Genomic DNA, 20,044 nt, shown 5'->3' on the forward strand with positions numbered 1-20,044 from the left:
AATGGAACCCCTGATGGGGAATGAATCCGTCCAAGCCTTGAAGGAACCCCGCGGTTAACGTAAAAAGGACCCGGTTGCACTCATTTTCAAGGTAGAAGATGTGGATGCTGTTTATGAGCAATTGCGCATTAAAAGGATTGAGTAGCCAGTTCAAGCTTAACCACTCATCCCATATATTCATAATCCTTTTGAAGGCCCGCCTAAAGCGGGTCTTTTTGTAGTTCCTTTCAAACTTTATCTATTTCAGTGTTAGTTACCATCTAATATAGTTTAAGTAAGTGACGTAACAGCTTTTTCCAAGAAACCGTTTTATTTTGGGAAAATAAGAGTGGAACAGGGGATTTTTCGGTTTGACAACCTGTATATACAAGTGTAGAATCCATACTTGTATATACAGGTAAATTGAATAGATAAATAGTTACCGCATACGGGGAGGGACTTACACATGGAAACAACGCCGCAAGCAGACTGGTGGCGCAAGTCTACGGTATATCAGGTTTATCCCAAGAGCTTCAAGGACAGTACAGGCAGCGGGACAGGTGACATCAAGGGACTAACCGGCAAGCTTGATTATTTGCAGGAGCTGGGGATTGATATCGTCTGGCTGCAGCCGGTTTACGTATCTCCACAAAATGATAACGGTTACGATGTCGCCGATTACCGGCAGATTGATCCGGCCTTTGGTACCATGGAGGATTTTGAAGAATTGATCCGGGAGCTGAAGAAACGCAGCATGCATCTGATGACCGATATCGTTGTCAATCATTCTTCTACAGAGCATCCCTGGTTTCAGGAGGCGAGGAAATCCAAGGACAATCCTTACAGGGATTATTACATCTGGCGGGACCCTGCACCGGACGGAGGGGTACCCAATAACTGGCAGTCGAAGTTCGGCGGACCGGCTTGGCAATTCGATGCGACTACCGGCCAGTATTTCCTCACCCTGTTTGACAAGACACAGGCAGACCTAAACTGGGAAAATGAGCAGGTTAGGCAGGAAGTCGCTGACCTGATGCTTTTTTGGGCGAAAAAAGGGGTGGATGGGTTCCGGATGGATGTCATCAACCTGATCTCGAAAGATCAGAGCTTTCCTGACGATGACAGAACCACCGCTCCAGGCGATGGGCGTAAGTTCTATACCGATGGCCCGCGGGTCCATGAATATATCAAAGAGCTCTATGCTAAGGTCTTTGGGCCTTACAATCTGGTGACCGTAGGCGAGATGTCCTCAACCACCCTGGAGCACTGCATCCGCTATTCCGCACCCGAAGAACGGGAGTTCTCCATGACCTTCAACTTCCATCACCTCAAGGTTGATTACAAGAACGGCCAGAAGTGGGAGCTGCAGCCTTATGATTTTGCCGAACTGAAAGAGCTGTTCACCCGGTGGCAAACCGGAATGCAGCAGGCCGGCGGGTGGAATGCCCTCTTCTGGAATAATCATGACCAGCCGCGTGCCTTGTCCCGCTTCGCAGATGACGTAAAATACCGTAAGGAAAGCGCTAAAATGCTGGCTACAACGCTTCACGGCATGCAGGGCACGCCCTATGTCTACCAGGGTGAAGAGCTGGGGATGCCCAATCCCGACTGGCATGATATCTCGGAATTCAATGACATTGAATCGAAGAACATGTACCGGATTCTGCAAGAGCAGGGATTGTCAGGGGAGCAGGCACTGGACATTATACGTGAACGCTCCCGGGATAATTCGCGGACGCCGATGCAGTGGGATGCATCAGAGCATGGCGGATTTACCAGCGGGACTCCATGGCTTAAAGTGGACAGACGATACAAAGAAATCAATGTCCAAGCCGAGCAAGGTGATCCGGACTCGATTCTAGCCCATTACAAACAGCTAATTCGTCTTCGGAAAGAGGAACCGGTCATAACAGACGGGATATTCCAAAGATTGGATGAAGGGCATCCGCAGATTTTTGCCTATGCCAGAATGGTTGAGAAGGAAACACTTATTGTCGTGTCCAGCTTCAGCGGTACGGAGGCCGGCTTTACTTTTGCAGGCGAATTCTGGTCCAGCCGTATCAACAGTCAAGCCGCGAAACTGCTGATCGGCAATACTGTGCAGACACCTGTGTGGGGCCAGACCCTTGAGATTCCGCCCTATGGCTCTTATATGTGGATCATCCGCTAATATAATTATGAATAAGGGAGAGCAGATATGGCTATTAACAGACAGAATGTAGAAGAGATCGTAAAGGCCGTCGGAGGAAAAGAAAATATTGAAGCCGCTACACACTGTGTAACACGGCTGCGCTTTGCCTTGAATGATGAGAGCCAAGTGGATACAGACGCACTGGAAAAGAACGATCTGGTCAAAGGCCATTTCTCATCTCAAGGACAATTCCAGGTGATCATCGGTCCGGGGCTTGTGGACAAGGTATACGACGAAATGATCAGCATCACCGGAGGGAGCAGAGCTACCAAGGACGAAGTGAAAACAGCGGCCAGCAAAAAACAGAACCCGCTGCAGCAGGCGATCAAGACGCTGGCAGATATTTTCATTCCCATTCTTCCGGCCATTGTAATGGCGGGCCTGCTGCTCGGGGTTAATAACATCCTTACCGGGCCGGGCATCTTTTTCGACAGCAAGTCCCTGGTCGAGGTCTATCCGCAGTGGAAGGACTTTGCTTCCATCATTAATACCATAGCCAGCACAGCCTTCACGTTCCTTCCGGCTCTGATCGGCTGGTCGGCGGTAACCCGCTTTGGAGGCAGCCCATTGCTGGGGATTGTGCTTGGACTTATTCTGGTTCACCCCGATTTGCTTAGTGCGTATGGTTACGCAGATGCCAAAGTAGAAGGTACCGTTCCTGTGTGGAATCTGTTTGGCTGGCATGTGAACAAAATCGGCTATCAGGGACAGGTGCTGCCCGTGCTGGTGTCCGCCTACTTGCTCGCCCGGCTGGAGCGGTGGCTGAATAAAAAGGTACCCGATTCCTTCAAGCTGCTGATTGTGGCTCCAGTGGCCCTGCTGATTACCGGATTCCTGGCCTTTACGGTTATTGGTCCCGTCACCTTCATTATTGCCAATGCCATCACCTCGGGACTGGTCAGCATCTTTGGCGGTTTCCCGGCGCTGGGCGGCTTGATCTATGGAGGATTGTACGCGCTTCTGGTTATCACAGGGATGCACCATACTTTCCTGGCCGTCGATATCCAGCTGATCGGTTCGGAAGGCGGGACATTTTTGTGGCCGATGCTTGCATTGTCGAACATTGCCCAGGGGGCTGCCGCACTCGGGATGATGTTTGTCGCCAAACAGGAAAAAACTAAAGGGCTGGCCGTCACCTCCTCCATCTCCGCTTTCCTGGGAGTTACGGAGCCTGCCATCTTCGGGGTGAATGTGCGCTTCAAATATCCTTTTATCTTCGGAATGCTGGGTTCAGCTATTGCCGGTGTGCTGCTGGCCATGAATAATGTGCTCGCTTCTTCCATCGGGGTAGGCGGAATTCCCGGATTCTTATCCATCTTCCCGAACCAGTGGGGGGTGTTCTTCATCGGCATGGCGATAGTGCTGATTGTGCCTTTCACAGCTACCGTGCTGTACGGGAAAATCCGCAGCCGGGGAACAGATGAGGCTGATGGTACGGACGATACTACTGCAAAAACCTCCCCAACGGACAATGCTTCCAGTAAAATTGAGCCAGCGGCTCCATCACGCGCACAGGTTCAGACTGCTTCCGTTCCGGTATCCAGTCCCGCTACAGCCGTTAATGTACTGGAAGTCCGGTCACCTGTCCGGGGCAGAATTGTGCCCTTGGAGCAAGTGCCTGACCCGGCCTTCGCGGAGCGGCAGATGGGGAAAGGCGTAGCTGTGGAGCCATCCGAAGGAAAGGTAACCGCACCTTTTGATGCTACTGTTGCCCATGTGATCAAGAGCAAACATGCCGTCATTCTGGAGCATGCCTCCGGCGTGCAGCTGCTGATTCATATCGGGATCAATACCGTATCCCTTAAGGGCAGCGGTTTCACTGCACATGTCACTGCAGGTGATAAGGTGAAAGCCGGTCAGCTGCTGCTTGAATTTGACCGCGATGCCATAACGGCCGCTGGTTACCCGTTGATCTCACCGATTATTGTCCCGGACGGACAGGAGGTCATTGAGCGGGTGGAAGAGCTGACCGGCGGAGATGAGACTCATCCGGGTGCCGTATTAAAGATCTATCTGCAAGGATAACTTTCATGATAAGATGAGCATGGTGATTCCAGTGAACAAAAATATTTATTCGCATATCTATAATGATTACTCCGCACGGATTCAATCGGGACAGCTTCAGGCGGGGAAGAAAATCCCTTCCGAAAGCCAGCTTGCCGCCGCTTACAGCACTTCAAGAGAAACAGTTCGCAAAGCGCTGCAAATGCTCTCCGAGAACGGGTATATTCACAAGATCAAAGGCAAGGGGTCCTTTGTGCTGGATACGCAGCGCCTGAACTTCCCTGTCTCCGGCCTGATCAGCTTCAAGGAGGTTGCAGATCAGCTCGGGCGTACGATCCGTACCATTGTCTATGAGAACAGCCTTGTTCCTTGTTCAAGCAGTGTGTCACAGCGTCTGCTCATCCGGGAGAATGAACCTGTCTGGAAAGTGGTCCGGGCAAGGGAGATCGAAGGCGAGAAAATCATTCTCGACAAGGATTATTTCCTGCCGTCCGTCGTTCCTTCTATACCGGCTGCTGCCGCTGAGGATTCCATATATGAATACCTGGAAGGCAAACTTCATCTGCGGATCAGTTACGCCAAAAAGGAAATTTCTGTAGAAGAAGTGACCTCCGAAGATAGGCTGCTGCTCGACCTGCATGATTACCAGCATATCGTCGTTGTGCGCAACTACGTGCATCTCGTCGATACCCAGCTGTTTCAGTATACCGAATCCCGCCACCGGCTGGATAAATTTCAGTTCGTAGATTTTGCCCGCCGGGCGCAAATGGAAGGGAACCCGTTATAATAGCAGGTCCAGAGCATTACAGCACAGAAATCGGCACACGTTAAGTGAATGGAGTTGTTTTTGTGCAATCCGTATGATAAAATGCACTTAATTTAATGAATGGGGTTGAAAAGGATAATGTAGGATTTTCTTGCTGAAGGATAAACCTAATAAAACGTCTAATGCGATCAGAGTCGCATGTTTTATTGTGTTTTAAGCAAGAAAGTTACATTTTCTTTTCACTCATACGATAGGTCCTTAATCTGCCCTCACGGGGGCTTGATTTGCTGTATCTATTTGAGCTGCGAGAAATGAACTTTCTTGCGGCTTTTATTTTTGTATACAGGAGGACCTAAATAATGTCATTAATTAATGTTACCGGCCTTACTTTTGCCTATGAGGGCACCTACGATAACATCTTCGAGAACGTGAATTTTCAGATCGACACCGATTGGAAATTGGGGTTTACGGGAAGGAACGGAAGGGGAAAGACTACTTTTCTCCAGCTGCTTCTCGGCAAACATGAATACAGCGGAACCATTTCGGCTAAGGTTAACTTTGAATATTTTCCGTACCCAGTGCCCAACAAAGAGGATCTTACTATTGATGTGATCAACGAAATTTTCCCGGACTATGTTCACTGGCAATTCATGCGCGAGCTGTCACTGCTGAAGGTGGATGAAGACGTTCTTTACCGGCCCTTTGCTTCCTTATCCAATGGAGAGCAGACAAAAGTGCTGCTGGCCGCATTATTTATTAAGGAAAACAGCTTCCTGCTGATCGATGAGCCCACGAACCATTTGGACATGCATGCACGGGCGCTGGTCAGTGAATATCTGAATACCAAAAGCGGATATATTCTGGTTTCTCACGACAGATCCTTTCTGGATCACTGTGTAGACCACATTCTGTCCATCAACAAAACCAACATCGAGATTCAAAAAGGCAATTTTTCCAGCTGGTGGGAGAATAAGCGGAGACAAGATAACTTTGAGCTAGCCCAAAATGAGAAGCTTAAAAAGGACATCAAACGGCTGTCGGACTCTTCCAAACGCACGGGGAACTGGTCCCATGAAGTGGAAAAATCCAAAAACGGAACCCGGAATTCCGGCTCTAAGTTAGATAAAGGATACGTTGGCCATAAGGCTGCCAAGATGATGAAACGCTCCAAATCTATTGAACAAAGACAGCAGTCGGCCATTACCGAAAAGTCTAAGCTGCTGAAAAATATTGAGAGCTCGGATACCCTGGAGATTTCACAGCTTGCTTACCATAAAAACATACTGGCGGAGCTGGAGCAGGTCTCGATATTTTACGGGGAGAAGCAGGTTTGCGCTAATGTGAATTTTACGATTGAGCAGGGGGAACGGATCGCGCTTTCAGGTAAAAATGGTTCCGGGAAATCAAGCATCCTCAAATTAATCTGCGGCGAGGATATCTCTTATACAGGCAGCTTCATGAAGGATAGTCAACTGAAAATATCCTATGTGTCCCAAGACACTTCGCATTTGCAGGGGAGCTTAACCGATTACATCAGGGACAACGGTATTGACGAAACTTTGTTCAAATCAATTTTGCGGAAGCTTGATTTTTCCAGAATGCAATTTGAGAAGGATCTGTCCACCTACAGTGGCGGCCAGAAGAAGAAAGTACTGATCGCCACAAGCCTGAGCGAACAGGTGCATCTGCACATCTGGGATGAGCCGCTGAATTTTATCGATGTCATTTCCCGGATGCAGATTGAAGAGCTGCTGCTGGAATATACGCCGACTATCCTGTTTGTGGAGCATGACCGCGAGTTCTGCAACAATGTAGCTACGAAGACCATTGAACTTTGAACCTGTTAACTTTGAACCTGTTAAGGAAAGGGAAGCGCGTATGAAGAAAGTCATCGTAATCGGATCAGGAATTCTCGGGGCTTCAACCGCCTATCACTTGGCCAAAGCGGGGGCGGATGTTACTGTGGTGGACCGCAAGGATATCGGGCAAGCAACCGATGCCGCTGCCGGAATTATCTGCCCGTGGCTGTCCCAACGGCGCAACCAGGCTTGGTATCGTCTCGCCAAAGCAGGGGCCCGTTATTACCCTGAACTGATTGCACAGCTCCAAGAGGAAGGAGAAACCGAAACCGGATATGCTCAGGTAGGTGCCTTAAGTGTTCATCATGATCCGGTAAAAATCGGACAGATGAAGGAACGGGCCGCGCTGCGCAAGACGGATGCGCCGGAAATTGGCGAAATTACAGAGCTCACGGAATCACAAACACGCGGGCGTTTCCCGCTGCTGGCAGAAGGATTATCTTCTGTTCGCATCAGCGGTGCCGCCAGGGTAGATGGACGTGCGCTGCGTGATGCGCTCATAAGGTCTGCACAGCGCAGCGGGGCTGTATTTATCCGTGGGGAGGCGTCGCTTCAGGTTCATGGCAAACGTGTAACCGGCGTAGCTGCCGGGAACACAACCTTTTTGGCTGACAGCATCATTGTATGTGCGGGTGCATGGGCAAGTGCGCTATTGCAGCCTTTAGGCATTGATTTTAAAGTGCGTTTCCAAAAGGCGCAAATTATCCATCTGGAGATTCCGGATCATCAAGATACTGGAGTATGGCCTGTAATTATTCCGCCTAATGATCAATACCTCCTGGCATTGGGTCAACAGAGGATTGTTATCGGATCGACACACGAAAATGATATAACAGGCTACGATACGAGAGTCACTGCCGGCGGAATGCAGGAGATACTAAATAAAGGGATAGACCTGGCACCCGGTTTAGCGAACTGCACTTTTCTGGAGACAAGAGTGGGCTTCCGTCCCTTTACACCCGGATTTCTTCCTGTGATGGGGGCTGTCCCCGGCTGGGAAGGGCTGATTGCGGCAAATGGGCTCGGCGCATCGGGATTGACGATGGGGCCGTATATAGGAAGGCAGCTGGCAAAAATGACGCTGGGAATGGAGATGGAGATTGATATCAGTGATTATGATATCCGTCATGCAATGAATCAAGTCTGATCCTTGTTGAATTCAGATATAAGAGGGGATTATGCCGATTATTGCGCCTTTCCGGTGTTCCTGTTATACTTTTTTCATGTTCATCTTGATAGGGGGTTTTACTGATGGCAATGCCGAATTGCTCATTAGCTAGGAAGTCCTCATGCAAAGCCTAATCTAGGGGCGATACTTTGCGTGAGGGCGGGAGAGTAGATTCAATCGCCCATGCTTGACATTATCGTTTCTAATAATGGCTTTGCACCTTATGTTTTTTTTATAATAAATAAGGGGCTGAAAGCTATGAATACACCATTTATTAGAAACCATCAATACAACGTAATTAAGAAGCAAACGGAATTTCTCCAGAAGACACTGCGGTCCGTCGCGGACCAGAGCGTCTTGAAGACGGTAAGATACCGTACAGCTGTAAATATTATTGAAGCGTTCTCTTCTCTGACAACAGAGCAGGAGCGGATGCTGGAACAAGTATCGGGCTTAGAGACCGCACATGAATTCCAGAGTTATATTTACGCATTAGAGCCATACCTGGAGCCATTTCCGCCGATTACGCTGAAGCAGATCCAGAAGCTGTTCCCGAAGAATAAGAAGCTGAAAATGCCTGATCTGCAATCGATTGACTTTAGATATGTGACCTATCTGAGTTGGGTAGACATAGCCACGAACAAATTGTTCATGATCTATCCGTTTGAAGGACAATTCATCGGCATCGAGGGAAGAATCACGCCGACCCACAAAAAAGGGTACTGCATGTTCTGCAACCGGCATCAGGAGCTTGCGTTCATAACGGTCAAGACCAAGCCCGCCAATGCTTTGCCTGATCAATATTCTTCCATCGGCCAATACGTATGTATGGACGGCCATGCCTGCAATCAGAGTATTACCAATACAACCTCGCTGGAGAAGTTCATTGTCTCTGTTCGTAAATAACCATAAGCGTCAGGCTGCCTCTAGGGGCAGCCTTTTTTGATGAAAGCCAGATCCTATACTATCTATTCGGTTGTTTAATATAATGCGCTTTCATAGTTGCACAACCCTGAAATCACAACTATTTTACTCATGGATTGTAACTCCTAACGCAGCTTTTTTGGAATGGGAATTCCAATAATCGTGATACCACTCCACCGTTTTTGTGATTCCTTCTTCGAGAGAAGTATCAGCAGACCAATTGAGCATAGATTTTGCTTTTTCCGGTGACAGGTGTTGGTGCAGGATCTCACTGTTTTTTTGATATTCGTAAAGCGGTTCAATATGTTCAAGGTTCATGACACGTTGAATGATATCAGTGACCTTTTTTATGTCCCACAACTTGCCTGTTCCAAAATTAAAAACATTACCATTCCCCTCATTATTTACATAATGGTACATAGCCATATAGGCGGCTATTAAGTCTTGAATATATAAGAAATCTCTCATGTATATCCCGTTTGAAGGGATTCTAATAATTGGTTGAAGATTTGCATACAACCGCTGTATGGTTCCGGGAATTAACCGGCGAAAATTCAAGTCGCCTCCCCCAAAAATATTGCCGAAACGGCCTATCACGATAGGCAAATTAAAGCTATGTCTATAACTCTGAGAAATAAGATCGGAACAGGACTTTGATGCATCATAGGGATTTCTGCCTTGAATGGGCATATCTTCATCATAGGGGAGATCGGGGCTGTCACCGTAAACCTTGTCACTGGATGCGACTATTATTTTTGATATCTGGTCTTGGTGAATACGGCAAACCTCCAGTAGATTATATGTACCCTTTACATTGGTTTCAAAGGTTTGCCAGGGGATCTGGTAGGCCAAATCTTGAAGGGAAACAGCAGCGAGGTGAAAGACAGTGTTGATTTTCCCGTCTGTAATTGCACGTTCAATCAAGTTGTAGTCGGCAATCGAACCATAATAGCATCGAATCTCCTTGTCCAATCCCAGTTTTGCGAACTGGCTTCGTGGGTCGAACTCGCTCAAGACAGAGGTTACTTCAGCACCTTGTTCTATTAGATGATGAGTTAACCAGGCACCTACAAATCCGGAAGCTCCTGTAACTAAAGCACGGCAATCCGATAAAGAGCTTTTCATTGTGATAACCTCCCAAAGTATTATGGTCAAGACGAAGCCGAAGGTTGAAATATCCATTTTTGCCGATAATATACCAGTCTCTAAATAATTACAACATATTTTTATTCTCTTATATTACTTTTATCTCAAAAAAGTACATTGCTGCTATTTCGAGTCTACCCGCAAAGTCCAAATGGAAAAAGAAAAATTAATGAGTCTGTAACTATCCCTACAAAAAAACCGCCATGCAGGCGGCTTTTTTGGGGGTGAGGGGACCGATTATAGATCGACTGGCAGGACAATTCCGGCCGATTGCTCCGGATCTCCGCAAGCTTGGGGGATTATTTTCTAAAAGATCTGTAGAATGCACGAATGTCGTTGGCTAGCGGTTCCGGTTCTTCCATAGCAGTAAAATGCCCGCCGGCGGGCATGGTGGTCCAACGGGTTACATTCAGATTGCGCACAACCCAGGATTTAGGAGGCTGTAATACATCCCCGGGAAAAACGGCTATTCCTGTTGGAACTTCTATGCGGCCCAATGGCGGCAAGGAATGCGTATTTTCATAATACATATGTGCTGATGACCCTATGGTGTTAGTCACCCAGTAGATCATAATATGTGTCAACAGCTCGTCCTTGCTATATTTCTGGCTGAGGTCACCCTTACAATCGCTCCAGGTGCGAAATTTCTCGATGATCCAGGCTGCCAAACCTACCGGAGAGTCAGAAAGTCCATAAGCAAGAGTCTGGGGTTTTGTCGATTGGATGGCCATATAGCCCCCCTCATGGGAGATCCATTCAGAAGCGTTTTTCTGATATTGCCGTTCTTCATCCGTACATTCCGACTCGTCCTCTAAAGTTATGAGACTTCTTATAATACCAACATCAGTTAGATGGATTCCAAATAAAAGTTCAGGACGGTTCGCTGCCAGATACCTCGTAACACCGGAGCCCATATCTCCGCCTGCAGCGGCAAATTTTGGGTACCCCAATTCCTTTGTCATCAATTTAGCCCACATCTGGGAGACAAAAAAATTGTTGACGCCCGGCCGATTAGGGTGACCAGAAAATCCGAATCCCGGCAGGGAAGGGACAATGACGTCAAAGGAGTCCTCCGGATCACCCCCATAACTGGCAGGGTCCGAAAGGAGAGGAATGATTTTTTGATAACGAAGGTAACTGTCGGGCCATCCATGGGTAAGGATAATGGGGAGGGGGTTAGGTCCATTGCCGCGCTCGTGTACGTAGTGTACATCTATCCCATCAATATTGGAACGAAACTGGGAAAAGCGGTTCAGCATAGATTCTTGGGCGCGCCAGTCGTAATGATCCCTCCAATAGGAAACTAGTGATTTTAAATAACTTAGATCAGTTCCTCTGTCCCAGCCTGAGTTTTCCAGTTCATCGGGCCAACGGATATGATGCAGCTTATATTGCAGATCGTCAAGAATCTCATTGGAGACATGAATATGAAACGGTTCAGCAGCCATTATGGTTCCTCCTTTTGTTGTTTTCACAACATTATTATATACATTGAACTTGTATGTTACACTGAATTAAGTGAAGCAATCAACTATACTATTTGACAGGTGATCCTTATGCCACAAGCAGACCGGCACAAAAAACGAACCGTGAATATAGAATTTGCAGCAGTGGAGGATTTTAGTATTCTTCCATATCCAGAACGGTTTACGCTGATTTTTATAACGTCTGGAAGTATAAAGGGGGTACTGAATCAACGTCCAATCTCTGTCAGTGCTCCTGGTGTCCTTTGTTTGGCTGAAGACGCTCAAGTGCAAGTGGTTGAAAAGATTAACGTATCGGCACAATCCTTTCATTTTCACCGCGAATTTCTTAAAAGCGTTAAGCTTTCCGAAGCGAGGGATGATTTTCCTGCACAGCCTAGAATCCAAACAGGACTTTCCCTTTTTCAAAGTAACGAAGTACCTCGTGTAACGGAAAAAGCCTATCCGCTATTACTCGAATGGTTTTTCATACTGGGTATGGAAGTGAAGGCGCAAAGTGATGAACTTTGGGTGTGCAGAATAAAAAAGTACCTCATTCAAATTTTGGGGTTGTTGGAGGAATTGAATCGGCCTAGCGAACACTCGCCTGTCGATGCAGTGCTGGACTACATTCACACTAATTATCCGCAAAAGATTTCATTGGAGGATTTGACAAAATGCGGCCATTTGAACCGTGTGACTTTAAATAAGAGGTTTCAGGAAAGGTGCGGGAATACAGCGATGGGCTACCTGCTTTCACATCGTTTAAAAGTTGCGGGTGATCTTTTGGTACATACAGATATGAGCCTCAATGAAATTGCGCGCGCTACTGGATTTGAGTATGATACCTACTTTATCAAACAGTTTACCGCCAAAAAAGGGATGTCACCGACGACCTATCGGACTGCTTCCCGTAAGTTGGCCAGTGTCAGTATCTAATAAAATTCTATTACTGAACACTGCTCGCCCTATGCGGCGGCTTAATCGTCAGCGACCGGACTTATTCCAGCAGTTCTTTGGCTCCGTTCATCAATAAGGGCATAGTCTGTTTAACGAATGCTTCCGCACTTATTAGACACCCCTCATTGTTCCAAACGTAAGCCGCCCCGTACATCCCCCAACTTAACAAAATAGAAGCTGTATTTATTAAGAATTGCGCGTTTGGACTCGATTGCATCTTGTCTTTGTCTATAAAGGAAAGAAGTATCGTTTGAATTTTTTCTTTTATTTGATTTTCGAATACAGGTCCGAGCGATGTATACCTTCTCTTGCACATAGTGCTTAGACCCATATGAAAATCGCATACACCCAGAAAAATACTCTGAATGGTTTCTTCATTTAATACTTCATGACCGCTTATTCTACGATTTATGATTGTCATAAATGATTCCATTAGTTTGGTCTCAAGCATTTCAAATTTATCTACAAAGTGCGCGTAGAAAGTCGTCCTGTTAACAGTAGCCCGCTCCGCAATATCCCTGACGGTAATCGATTCAAAGTCTTTTTCTTGAAGTAATGCAGCAAAAGCATCTTGAAGGAGCCGCCGTGTACGAATCACGCGAGGATCAGCTTCATTCTTATTAATTGTCATAGTTAGGATCTCCTCAACAAAAACGACATTATAGAGATGGTGTTGTCTATCCAACGGCTTATGGTTATTGATGATTGTGAATCAGTCGGTTGTTATTATAACATACAAATACAGCAGGTGTTGTTCAAACAACTAGTGTTGCATAGAAATAAAATGCTGAATGCAGCTTATCCCAAAGGAGGAGAGAACCATGTCGGTTTCACAACCGTCTAAAACGATGGAGCACCAACTTTTTTTCGATGTTATTCAAGAACGCCGGTCGGTTCGCAGCTATGATTCCGAGATCAAGATTTCGCGGGAGGAATTAGCCGAAACGTTGCGGCAAGCCACACTGGCTCCTTCAGCCGCTAACCTGCAGCCGTGGCGGTTTCTCGTTATCGACTCGCCGGAGCTGAAGCAGAAGCTGCTTCCGATCGCATTCAATCAACAGCAAGTGGTCGAGGCTTCGGCTGTCATTGCGGTACTCGGAGATTTGGAGTGTTATAAATGGGCAGAGAAAATTTACGGGATGGCGGTCGATGCGGATTACATGCCTGCAGAGACGGCTAAATCGTTCGTAGAACGCTATACCGGCATGTATTCGAACATGTCATCCGAGGCCATCCACCAAAAAGTTTATACCGACGGCGGACTAGTATCGATGCAACTTATGCTTGTCGCCCGCGCTAAAGGCTACGACACGGTACCGATGGGCGGCTACGACAAACAAAAGTTCATGGAAGCTTTTCATATATCAGAACGCTACGTTCCGATTATGCTGATTGCCATCGGCAAGGCGGCGAAGTCCGGTCATCCGACAGTGAGGCTGGCAGTCGATGATGTAGCTTTCTTTAACGAGATGCCTGAGGAATAACAGAATGAAAAAGACCTTGGCGCCGCATAAACAAAGGCGAGCTAAGGTCTTTTTCAGGTTCTGCACCTCAGGTTCTAACAAGGCGCACAGCAAATAAGGAAGATGTAAGGGAGGAATAGGGATTTGCCACATGAATTAAATGTAAGTATGGACCTTCAAGTAAATTATATTAATTACGTAAAATAATAATTTGACGAATAAATAACAATGAGATATATTGAATTCACGGAGGTTCATACATATATGGATAAACAGATGAAAATGCACTACATGCAACGAATTGATGAGAAACTGTCTGAATTGCCTTGGTATGTTACAGAATATATAGATAGCAAAAAACGCAAGTTATCTCCAACGACACTTCTTAATTATTGCCATGATTACATTATCTTTTTCGATTGGCTTATCGCTGAGAATATCACTTCATCAATCCGGAAAGAAATACACTTAGAAACACTGGAGCGATTAACTATTCGTGAAGCGGAAAACTTTTTGTCATTCCTGGATTATCAGCTTGGGAACAAGAAGCTTACGATTAATCGCAAATTGTCCTCGCTAAAATCTTTGTTTGATTACCTTCAGAATAAGGCTGAAACAAGCGACCTGAAGCCATATATTCAACGAAACGTAATGGCCAAGATGGATTTAAATGCGGTCAAAGAAAGCCAGGAGACCATTGCAAACCGTATTGAAGGGAAAATTCTCAGAGAAGACGATTTTGAACTATTCCGGCAATTTGTAGCGCATGATTTTGGTGAAAAGTATAAAGATAACAAACGGATTTTTACGTTTCATCAGTTTAACCGTGAGCGTGATACGGCAATCGTTTCGCTGATCTTAGGCTCAGGACTTAGATTGTCCGAGGTTGCAGGCATTAATATGGATGACTTGGATATGAACAAAGCGCTGGTACGCGTAATACGTAAAGGTGACAAAGAACAATACGTTTACTTCAGCAAACAGGCTTTATTGGATTTAGAAAGTTATCTGCAGATCAGAGAAACAAGATATGTACCAGAAAAACACGAAAACTATTTATTCATTGCAGCTCCTGTAGGCCGTAAAGGAAAAAGCCGGCGTTTGACACAGCGCTCAATTGAAAAACTGATTGAAAAGTATGCTGCAGCCTTTGGAAAACCTTCACTTACAGTACATTCACTGAGGCATTCTTTTGCAACGCGATATCATTTAGAGAATAACGATGTACCGAAACTGAAGAACCAATTAGGGCATTCATCCATACAAACAACAATGATTTATACACACTTAACTGATGAAGAGATGCGTAACGCTGTAAATAATATGGACCGTTAAACCCGCGGTGTTCCGCGGCTTTCTATATACATTTTCACAAAACCCGTATTTTGTACATATGTATATGAATTCCCGGCCCAGTGCCAGCTTTGAACACAGATTGAACATAGATTCATTAATTAAACGGTTTTGGCAGCTCAATACTGGCAATGAGCATCCTTAAATCTCCATGTTGTTCCTGCTCATGATATTTTATTTTGAATTTAACTCATCTCCGGTAACCCATTTATGATTCCGACGAGCTCTCCGCCTGTTGTTTGAGTATAGTCAATCATATATACCGTTGTCTGCTTTCCTGAATCAATCCCTTTCATACCAGGCATGTGATCTGAAGTAAGCACGACTTCTGTACCAGGTGCATAAAGTTGGTCTCCCGCCCCTTTTATTTCCTCCTGAATCACCCATTTATGGTTACAGGCTTTCCCCCGTCGTCAGTGTGTACAATACCGAATATACATTGGTATCATAAGCGCCAACTATAGTTGCTGTTGCTCCCTTCAACCCGGGTATATATCCCGCGGTGATTATAGCTTGCTCTCCAATCTTGTATTCCGGATTAGTTGCTTCTTTTAAGCCTGCAGGTTCCTCACTTGTCGGATTCTCGTGAACCATCCAGCACTGCTGAATTCCCCCAACCGGATACGAATGACCAGTATTTCATTTTCTTTTCCCGCGATTGAATCAAAAAAAGCCTGTCCCTAAGGAACAAGCCGGAAAATAAAATCTGTATTAATCCTGCAAAACGTCTAATTCTGATACGATTTTCTTATACTCGCGCCCGTCTTCCTTGCCCTGAATCGGATTCCATACTTGTGCGAAAAACGGTTCACGTTTAGCGCGTTCTTTGTAATTCCAACTTTCGCGTTCACACTGAGGACAAAAGTGGCCGCCCTCAAGAACCAGCTTCGGACTCGCAGAAAAGGTATGACCGAAAGCACACTTGAAATCAAGTTTTTCTGTCCAGTTCCCCGTTTCCATATCCACTGAAAGGCATTCCCCGCCGCGGAATGTTGCCGCTCCCTTCATATCATCAATATTCAGCAGCGCCGCCGGCTTATTCTCATCATACCCGTGATCAAGCTTGATTACTTTATCCCAGTTGATGAACTTTTTCATTTCAGACAGCTTCGAAGGAATCGCCTCCCAATTGCTCTTGCTACCCCAGTAAGCATCAATCTTCTCAATATCATTGTCTTCTATAAAACGGAGTGTACCGCGTTCTTTTATGGCCTCTTTCTTCAATGTCCGCTTGATCATAGCTCCCATTAATTTCTGACCTCCAGGCAACTTCGTAACGACTTTTGCCACCGGAACGAGTGCTCCAAGATTATCAAGGTAACTTTGATAGAAATAGTCCATTGAATCACTGCGGAAGCCGAGATAATTCTCAAGCTTGTCAGAGTCCAGATAATATTGTCCATGAAAATTACGAGTCGCAAACCATTTTCGATCTATAACATAATCTAAATTGGTTATGCCCAGTTTGCCATACAGCACCTGAAACATTTCCAGCGTGCTAACCCGGCAGCTTTCTCCGCCGCCAATATTATAAATATGCTTCCAGAATCCTTCATCCAACTCTCCGCTAATATCTTTGATACACAGATTGCGCATCAAACGACCGGAATCCCGGTCAGATACATACTCCAGTACATTCTCAAGGCAGTTATGAAACATAATCGGGTCCTGTATCTTGCTCATCGCCGGACCCATAATACCGGTTTGTCGAAGACTTACCCAATATCGCAATCCTGATTCAATTACCATCCGTTCGGCAGCAATTTTTGAGACGGCATAATAATCGTAAACACTCGGCTTGATCGGATCGCCCACACGCCCCCAATGGATAGGAGGCATACGGTCGCCCGTTTCTGCAATAGTGCCGATATTTACGAAACGGGTTGAATTCGAATGTCCGCTTTTTTTAATTGAATCGATGATATTTTTTGCTGAGCCATAATTGATCTGCATAGCCTTTTCAGGGTGCTCATCGGCTGCAGGAGATACAAAGGCAGCAATGTGCAATACAATATCCGAATCTTTAACACAATCATAGACCAATTTGCGATCGAGCAAATTGCCGTATACTACCTTGATGCCTGCTATCTCTTCATATTCCTTCAGCTTTCTACGGCTGTTCTCGTTGTCCAAATCAAAGAGAAGCAGCTCACATTGGGCCAAGTCATTTCGCAGTAGCTTTAAGGTCTCACTTCCCATATTGCCCGCCGCGCCCGTGATCATAATCCGCGTTTTCTTCATCTAATTTTCACCTGCACCAGAATTTTATTGACAAATAACCCGTCTACCTTCAAGATACAGACACAGTGTCTATTTTACAACCAGCAGTTGATCATGAAACTGATGTAGAATAGACAGTCGAGGATGATTTGTCTATCCAAGCACAAATATTTTATATTCTGGGAGGAAAACGGGATGAATCAGCGGGAAAAGCTAACCCAGTTATTGCTGAAACAAAGTTTGATCAGTCTCCTTAAAGAGAAGAACATAAGCCAAATCAGCGTCAAAGAACTATGTACCTCTGCAGGCATCAATCGATCAACCTTTTATTTGCATTACGCCAATGCATATGAACTGCACACACAACTCGAACAGGATATCATCGACAACGCAAATAATTACCTGGAAAAGATAGAGGCAAATAACAATGCCAAGCTCTATGTTCTGGCTTTTTTAGATTACATTAAGAAAAATGATGAACTCTTCTCCGTCATGCTGCTAACAACGCCTAATAATACGTTGTTTTCCAAGCGTCTGCTCAATGCCATACTGATGAATATTGACGATCACCTCCAGCTTAGTGTACCTAAAAGTAAGAAACCGTTCATATACACATACTTGGTTAATGGAAGCTTAGCCATTCTCCAAATGTGGATTCAAGAACGATTTCTTGTTCCAAGCGATGAAATGGCCGACCTAATCTTCTCTTTGGCCGACCACTCCATGTTAGCTTTTAAATCCAAGGATTAACGTACGTATAAAAATTTGCCCTAAATTCATATTCTTTTTTTATTGCTCAGCACTTCTAATAGTTGAATAAGCCTGACCTTATCTTCAGGTTCCAATCTCTCAAGAATGGAGTTCAAAAATGTTAGACGTTTTTCATCTGCCTGCATCCATATTCCGTAACCTAAAGGGGTTAGTTTAAGCATAAGAGTTCTGCGATCTGAATTATCATATTCACGGCTCACATATCCGGCATTTTCCAATCGATTAATGGCAGCCGTCGCCGTACTTTTTTGAATAGACATTTCTTTTGCGACTTTTTTTAAAGATATATTCTCGCACCTCTGAATTACTGTGGGTGATGCAATCCCCGCAGCGGGCAATTTCATAGCCCACACTCCTCCGCTCCTACTGAATATCCATTTTATTATATATCCTGGAATTGATTCAGCTCCACTCCGGCTTCCGCTCCAAGGCCAGTCGTCGCAAACGGACATTCCTTCGGAGGTGAAGCACATTTGGACGCCGCCCCCTGCTGCTGCATAAGCGCTGGCCCCGATGCAGAACAGGCCTCAGGGATCTCGTAGCACCGGATTGTTGTTGTTCCAGGTTGCCCTGGCCTCCCTGGAACAACAACGGGTCCCGCGCCGTCCAGCGGCCAGTTCTGGCCCAGACGCACCAGTCCGTTCCCTTCATCTTCCAGTCCGCTCCCGAAGCCGATGGCTACGGAGAAGTCCGGGTTCGTATCCAACAGCTTCACGCCGAAGCCGTCGTATTGCAGCTGCTTGACGATGGCGCCGTCCAGCCCCACCACCAGTTGCGGTGTCCCCACCGCGTCGGTGATCATAGAGTAGCGCCGGTCCCCTTGTTCGAGACCCACGAGCAGACCATTCTCATCATAGAGATACGCTGTCGCTTCCCCCGATGGAGCGATGACCGCTGTAGGTAGCAACGGAGCCAGCATGTTGCGGGGGTGGTCCCTATCTGATCCTCCCTGCAATTCTTCGGCCAATCCTTCATAGGTGTAGCGGATGGTCTCGCTCCCCACGGTCGCCACCAGCAGCTTCCCATGTACACCGTACACGAAAGCATCCTCTCCCTGCCGATTCAGATAGCTGTTGTCGTCAAAGCCGTATACCGCCTCCCCTACACTTAGCAAGCGGTCTTGGGATCCGTAGGCTGCGGCCATTCCGTTGGCCCAGTCGCTTACGGTTCTCATCAAAGGTGTAGCGTTCGGTCCACGGAGTGCCTGCAGCATCCGTATTCACCAGCTCCAGCAACCCGTCCGTTGCCGTCATAGGCGTACTGGTAGCTTTCCACGTTCTGCCCCGCTGCACTGTCTTGCCGCTGAGCAGGCCCCGGACATTGTAGCTGTCGCTCTCCCGATACATCACCGTCCCGTCCATGTGATACACCGCGTCCTTCCGGCGTCCCAATTCATCATAGGTCACCGAGTCTTCCAGTTTCCCGTCCTGCCAGCCGCTGATACGGCACCCACCACCGCAGGTAAGGGCAAAGCCGCCCACCTGGGTCTGCTGCCCATCCTTGTTCCATCCCAGCTGCGTATCATGCACGACCGGTGCGCCATCCGCTCCGGCTAACTCGAGATGAATTCCTGACAGCATGGAGGCCTTGAGCGTTTGGTCCAAGTGGAATCCCAGCATCCCGAGCAACTGGAAGAAGCGATTCTTACGGTACTCCGTGATGCGCCTCGCCCGGGAGCTCCAACTACCCTTCACAGCCATATCCCACTGGACCCCAAGCGAAATCGAGGAGGAAGCCATCAAGCGCGGAGTGGTTTTATATGCCGTTTGGCAGCTAT

General features: G+C 46.6%; 17 protein-coding genes and 1 pseudogene. 10 read left to right on the forward strand and 8 right to left on the reverse strand.

What is annotated here, in order from left to right:
• The first annotated feature begins 445 nt into the window (after nucleotides 1–445).
• From treC to BLQ82_RS08565, 6 genes are all read left to right on the forward strand, one after another.
• Nucleotides 446–2,149 (forward strand): alpha,alpha-phosphotrehalase, encoded by a 1,704-nt coding sequence (treC, locus tag BLQ82_RS08540; protein ID WP_062528303.1) that lies wholly within the window; start codon nucleotides 446–448, stop codon nucleotides 2,147–2,149.
• 27 nt (nucleotides 2,150–2,176) lie between these two features.
• Nucleotides 2,177–4,195, forward strand: a complete 2,019-nt coding sequence (treP, locus tag BLQ82_RS08545; protein WP_062528302.1) for a PTS system trehalose-specific EIIBC component — start codon at nucleotides 2,177–2,179, stop codon at nucleotides 4,193–4,195.
• A 31-nt stretch (nucleotides 4,196–4,226) separates the two neighbouring features.
• Complete coding sequence (treR, locus tag BLQ82_RS08550; protein ID WP_062528572.1) at nucleotides 4,227–4,961, forward strand: trehalose operon repressor; 735 nt, start codon at nucleotides 4,227–4,229, stop codon at nucleotides 4,959–4,961.
• 338 nt (nucleotides 4,962–5,299) lie between these two features.
• Nucleotides 5,300–6,778 carry an Lsa family ABC-F type ribosomal protection protein gene (locus BLQ82_RS08555; RefSeq protein ID WP_062528301.1) on the forward strand — a complete coding sequence of 493 codons (1,479 nt, stop codon included), beginning with the start codon at nucleotides 5,300–5,302 and terminating at the stop codon, nucleotides 6,776–6,778.
• Nucleotides 6,779–6,818: 40 nt separating this feature from the next.
• Nucleotides 6,819–7,946, forward strand: a complete 1,128-nt coding sequence (locus BLQ82_RS08560) for an NAD(P)/FAD-dependent oxidoreductase (protein ID WP_062528300.1) — start codon at nucleotides 6,819–6,821, stop codon at nucleotides 7,944–7,946.
• 279 nt (nucleotides 7,947–8,225) lie between these two features.
• Nucleotides 8,226–8,873 (forward strand): FusB/FusC family EF-G-binding protein, encoded by a 648-nt coding sequence (locus BLQ82_RS08565; RefSeq protein WP_062528571.1) that lies wholly within the window; start codon nucleotides 8,226–8,228, stop codon nucleotides 8,871–8,873.
• 123 nt (nucleotides 8,874–8,996) lie between these two features.
• Here the strand turns inward: BLQ82_RS08565 and BLQ82_RS08570 are convergent, their stop codons facing one another.
• Together BLQ82_RS08570 and BLQ82_RS08575 are read right to left on the reverse strand one after the other, a co-directional pair.
• Complete coding sequence (locus BLQ82_RS08570) at nucleotides 8,997–10,016, reverse strand: GDP-mannose 4,6-dehydratase (protein ID WP_062528299.1); 1,020 nt, start codon at nucleotides 10,014–10,016, stop codon at nucleotides 8,997–8,999.
• A 320-nt stretch (nucleotides 10,017–10,336) separates the two neighbouring features.
• Nucleotides 10,337–11,485 (reverse strand): epoxide hydrolase family protein, encoded by a 1,149-nt coding sequence (locus tag BLQ82_RS08575; protein ID WP_062528298.1) that lies wholly within the window; start codon nucleotides 11,483–11,485, stop codon nucleotides 10,337–10,339.
• Nucleotides 11,486–11,593: 108 nt separating this feature from the next.
• Between BLQ82_RS08575 and BLQ82_RS08580 the strand changes: the two genes are divergently transcribed.
• The gene (locus BLQ82_RS08580; protein WP_062528297.1) at nucleotides 11,594–12,439 is read left to right on the forward strand and encodes a helix-turn-helix domain-containing protein; all 846 of its coding nucleotides are present in this window, start codon (nucleotides 11,594–11,596) and stop codon (nucleotides 12,437–12,439) included.
• Between the two features lie 61 nt (nucleotides 12,440–12,500).
• Here the strand turns inward: BLQ82_RS08580 and BLQ82_RS08585 are convergent, their stop codons facing one another.
• Nucleotides 12,501–13,091, reverse strand: coding sequence for a TetR/AcrR family transcriptional regulator (locus BLQ82_RS08585; protein WP_062528296.1), 591 nt, complete (start codon nucleotides 13,089–13,091; stop codon nucleotides 12,501–12,503).
• 190 nt (nucleotides 13,092–13,281) lie between these two features.
• Between BLQ82_RS08585 and BLQ82_RS08590 the strand changes: the two genes are divergently transcribed.
• Entirely contained in the window at nucleotides 13,282–13,944 is a 663-nt protein-coding gene (locus tag BLQ82_RS08590) for a nitroreductase family protein (protein ID WP_062528295.1), read from the forward strand.
• 243 nt (nucleotides 13,945–14,187) lie between these two features.
• Nucleotides 14,188–15,258, forward strand: a complete 1,071-nt coding sequence (gene xerS / locus BLQ82_RS08595) for a tyrosine recombinase XerS (RefSeq protein WP_062528294.1) — start codon at nucleotides 14,188–14,190, stop codon at nucleotides 15,256–15,258.
• Nucleotides 15,259–15,450: 192 nt separating this feature from the next.
• On the opposite strand, the pseudogene BLQ82_RS31320 reads toward xerS, so the two are convergent.
• Nucleotides 15,451–15,852: pseudogene (locus tag BLQ82_RS31320) on the reverse strand (YdhK family protein); the annotation flags it as partial.
• A 135-nt stretch (nucleotides 15,853–15,987) separates the two neighbouring features.
• The gene (locus tag BLQ82_RS08610) at nucleotides 15,988–17,517 is read right to left on the reverse strand and encodes an NAD-dependent epimerase/dehydratase family protein (protein ID WP_062528293.1); all 1,530 of its coding nucleotides are present in this window, start codon (nucleotides 17,515–17,517) and stop codon (nucleotides 15,988–15,990) included.
• 174 nt (nucleotides 17,518–17,691) lie between these two features.
• Here BLQ82_RS08610 and BLQ82_RS08615 point away from each other — a divergent pair, with 174 nt between their 5' ends.
• A complete protein-coding gene (locus tag BLQ82_RS08615) occupies nucleotides 17,692–18,246 on the forward strand; it encodes a TetR/AcrR family transcriptional regulator (RefSeq protein ID WP_062528292.1) in 555 nt (184 codons plus the stop codon).
• A 26-nt stretch (nucleotides 18,247–18,272) separates the two neighbouring features.
• Here BLQ82_RS08615 and BLQ82_RS08620 read toward each other — a convergent pair whose 3' ends face one another.
• Genes BLQ82_RS08620 through BLQ82_RS08630 form a run of 3 tightly spaced genes read right to left on the reverse strand, consistent with a single transcriptional unit; the run spans nucleotide 18,273 to nucleotide 19,967 of the window.
• On the reverse strand, nucleotides 18,273–18,611 hold the full coding sequence (locus BLQ82_RS08620) for a MarR family winged helix-turn-helix transcriptional regulator (RefSeq protein WP_062528291.1): 339 nt from the start codon (nucleotides 18,609–18,611) through the stop codon (nucleotides 18,273–18,275).
• Between the two features lie 38 nt (nucleotides 18,612–18,649).
• Nucleotides 18,650–19,441 carry a hypothetical protein gene (locus BLQ82_RS08625; protein ID WP_482815389.1) on the reverse strand — a complete coding sequence of 264 codons (792 nt, stop codon included), beginning with the start codon at nucleotides 19,439–19,441 and terminating at the stop codon, nucleotides 18,650–18,652.
• Nucleotides 19,347–19,967, reverse strand: coding sequence for a hypothetical protein (locus BLQ82_RS08630; RefSeq protein ID WP_062528289.1), 621 nt, complete (start codon nucleotides 19,965–19,967; stop codon nucleotides 19,347–19,349). Before BLQ82_RS08630 ends, BLQ82_RS08625 begins: the two co-directional genes overlap by 95 nt.
• Nucleotides 19,968–20,044 lie beyond the last annotated feature (77 nt).

Origin of the sequence: Paenibacillus jilunlii (assembly GCF_900102965.1) — a bacterium.
GTDB classification, from domain to species: Bacteria; Bacillota; Bacilli; order Paenibacillales; family Paenibacillaceae; genus Paenibacillus_AQ; species Paenibacillus_AQ jilunlii.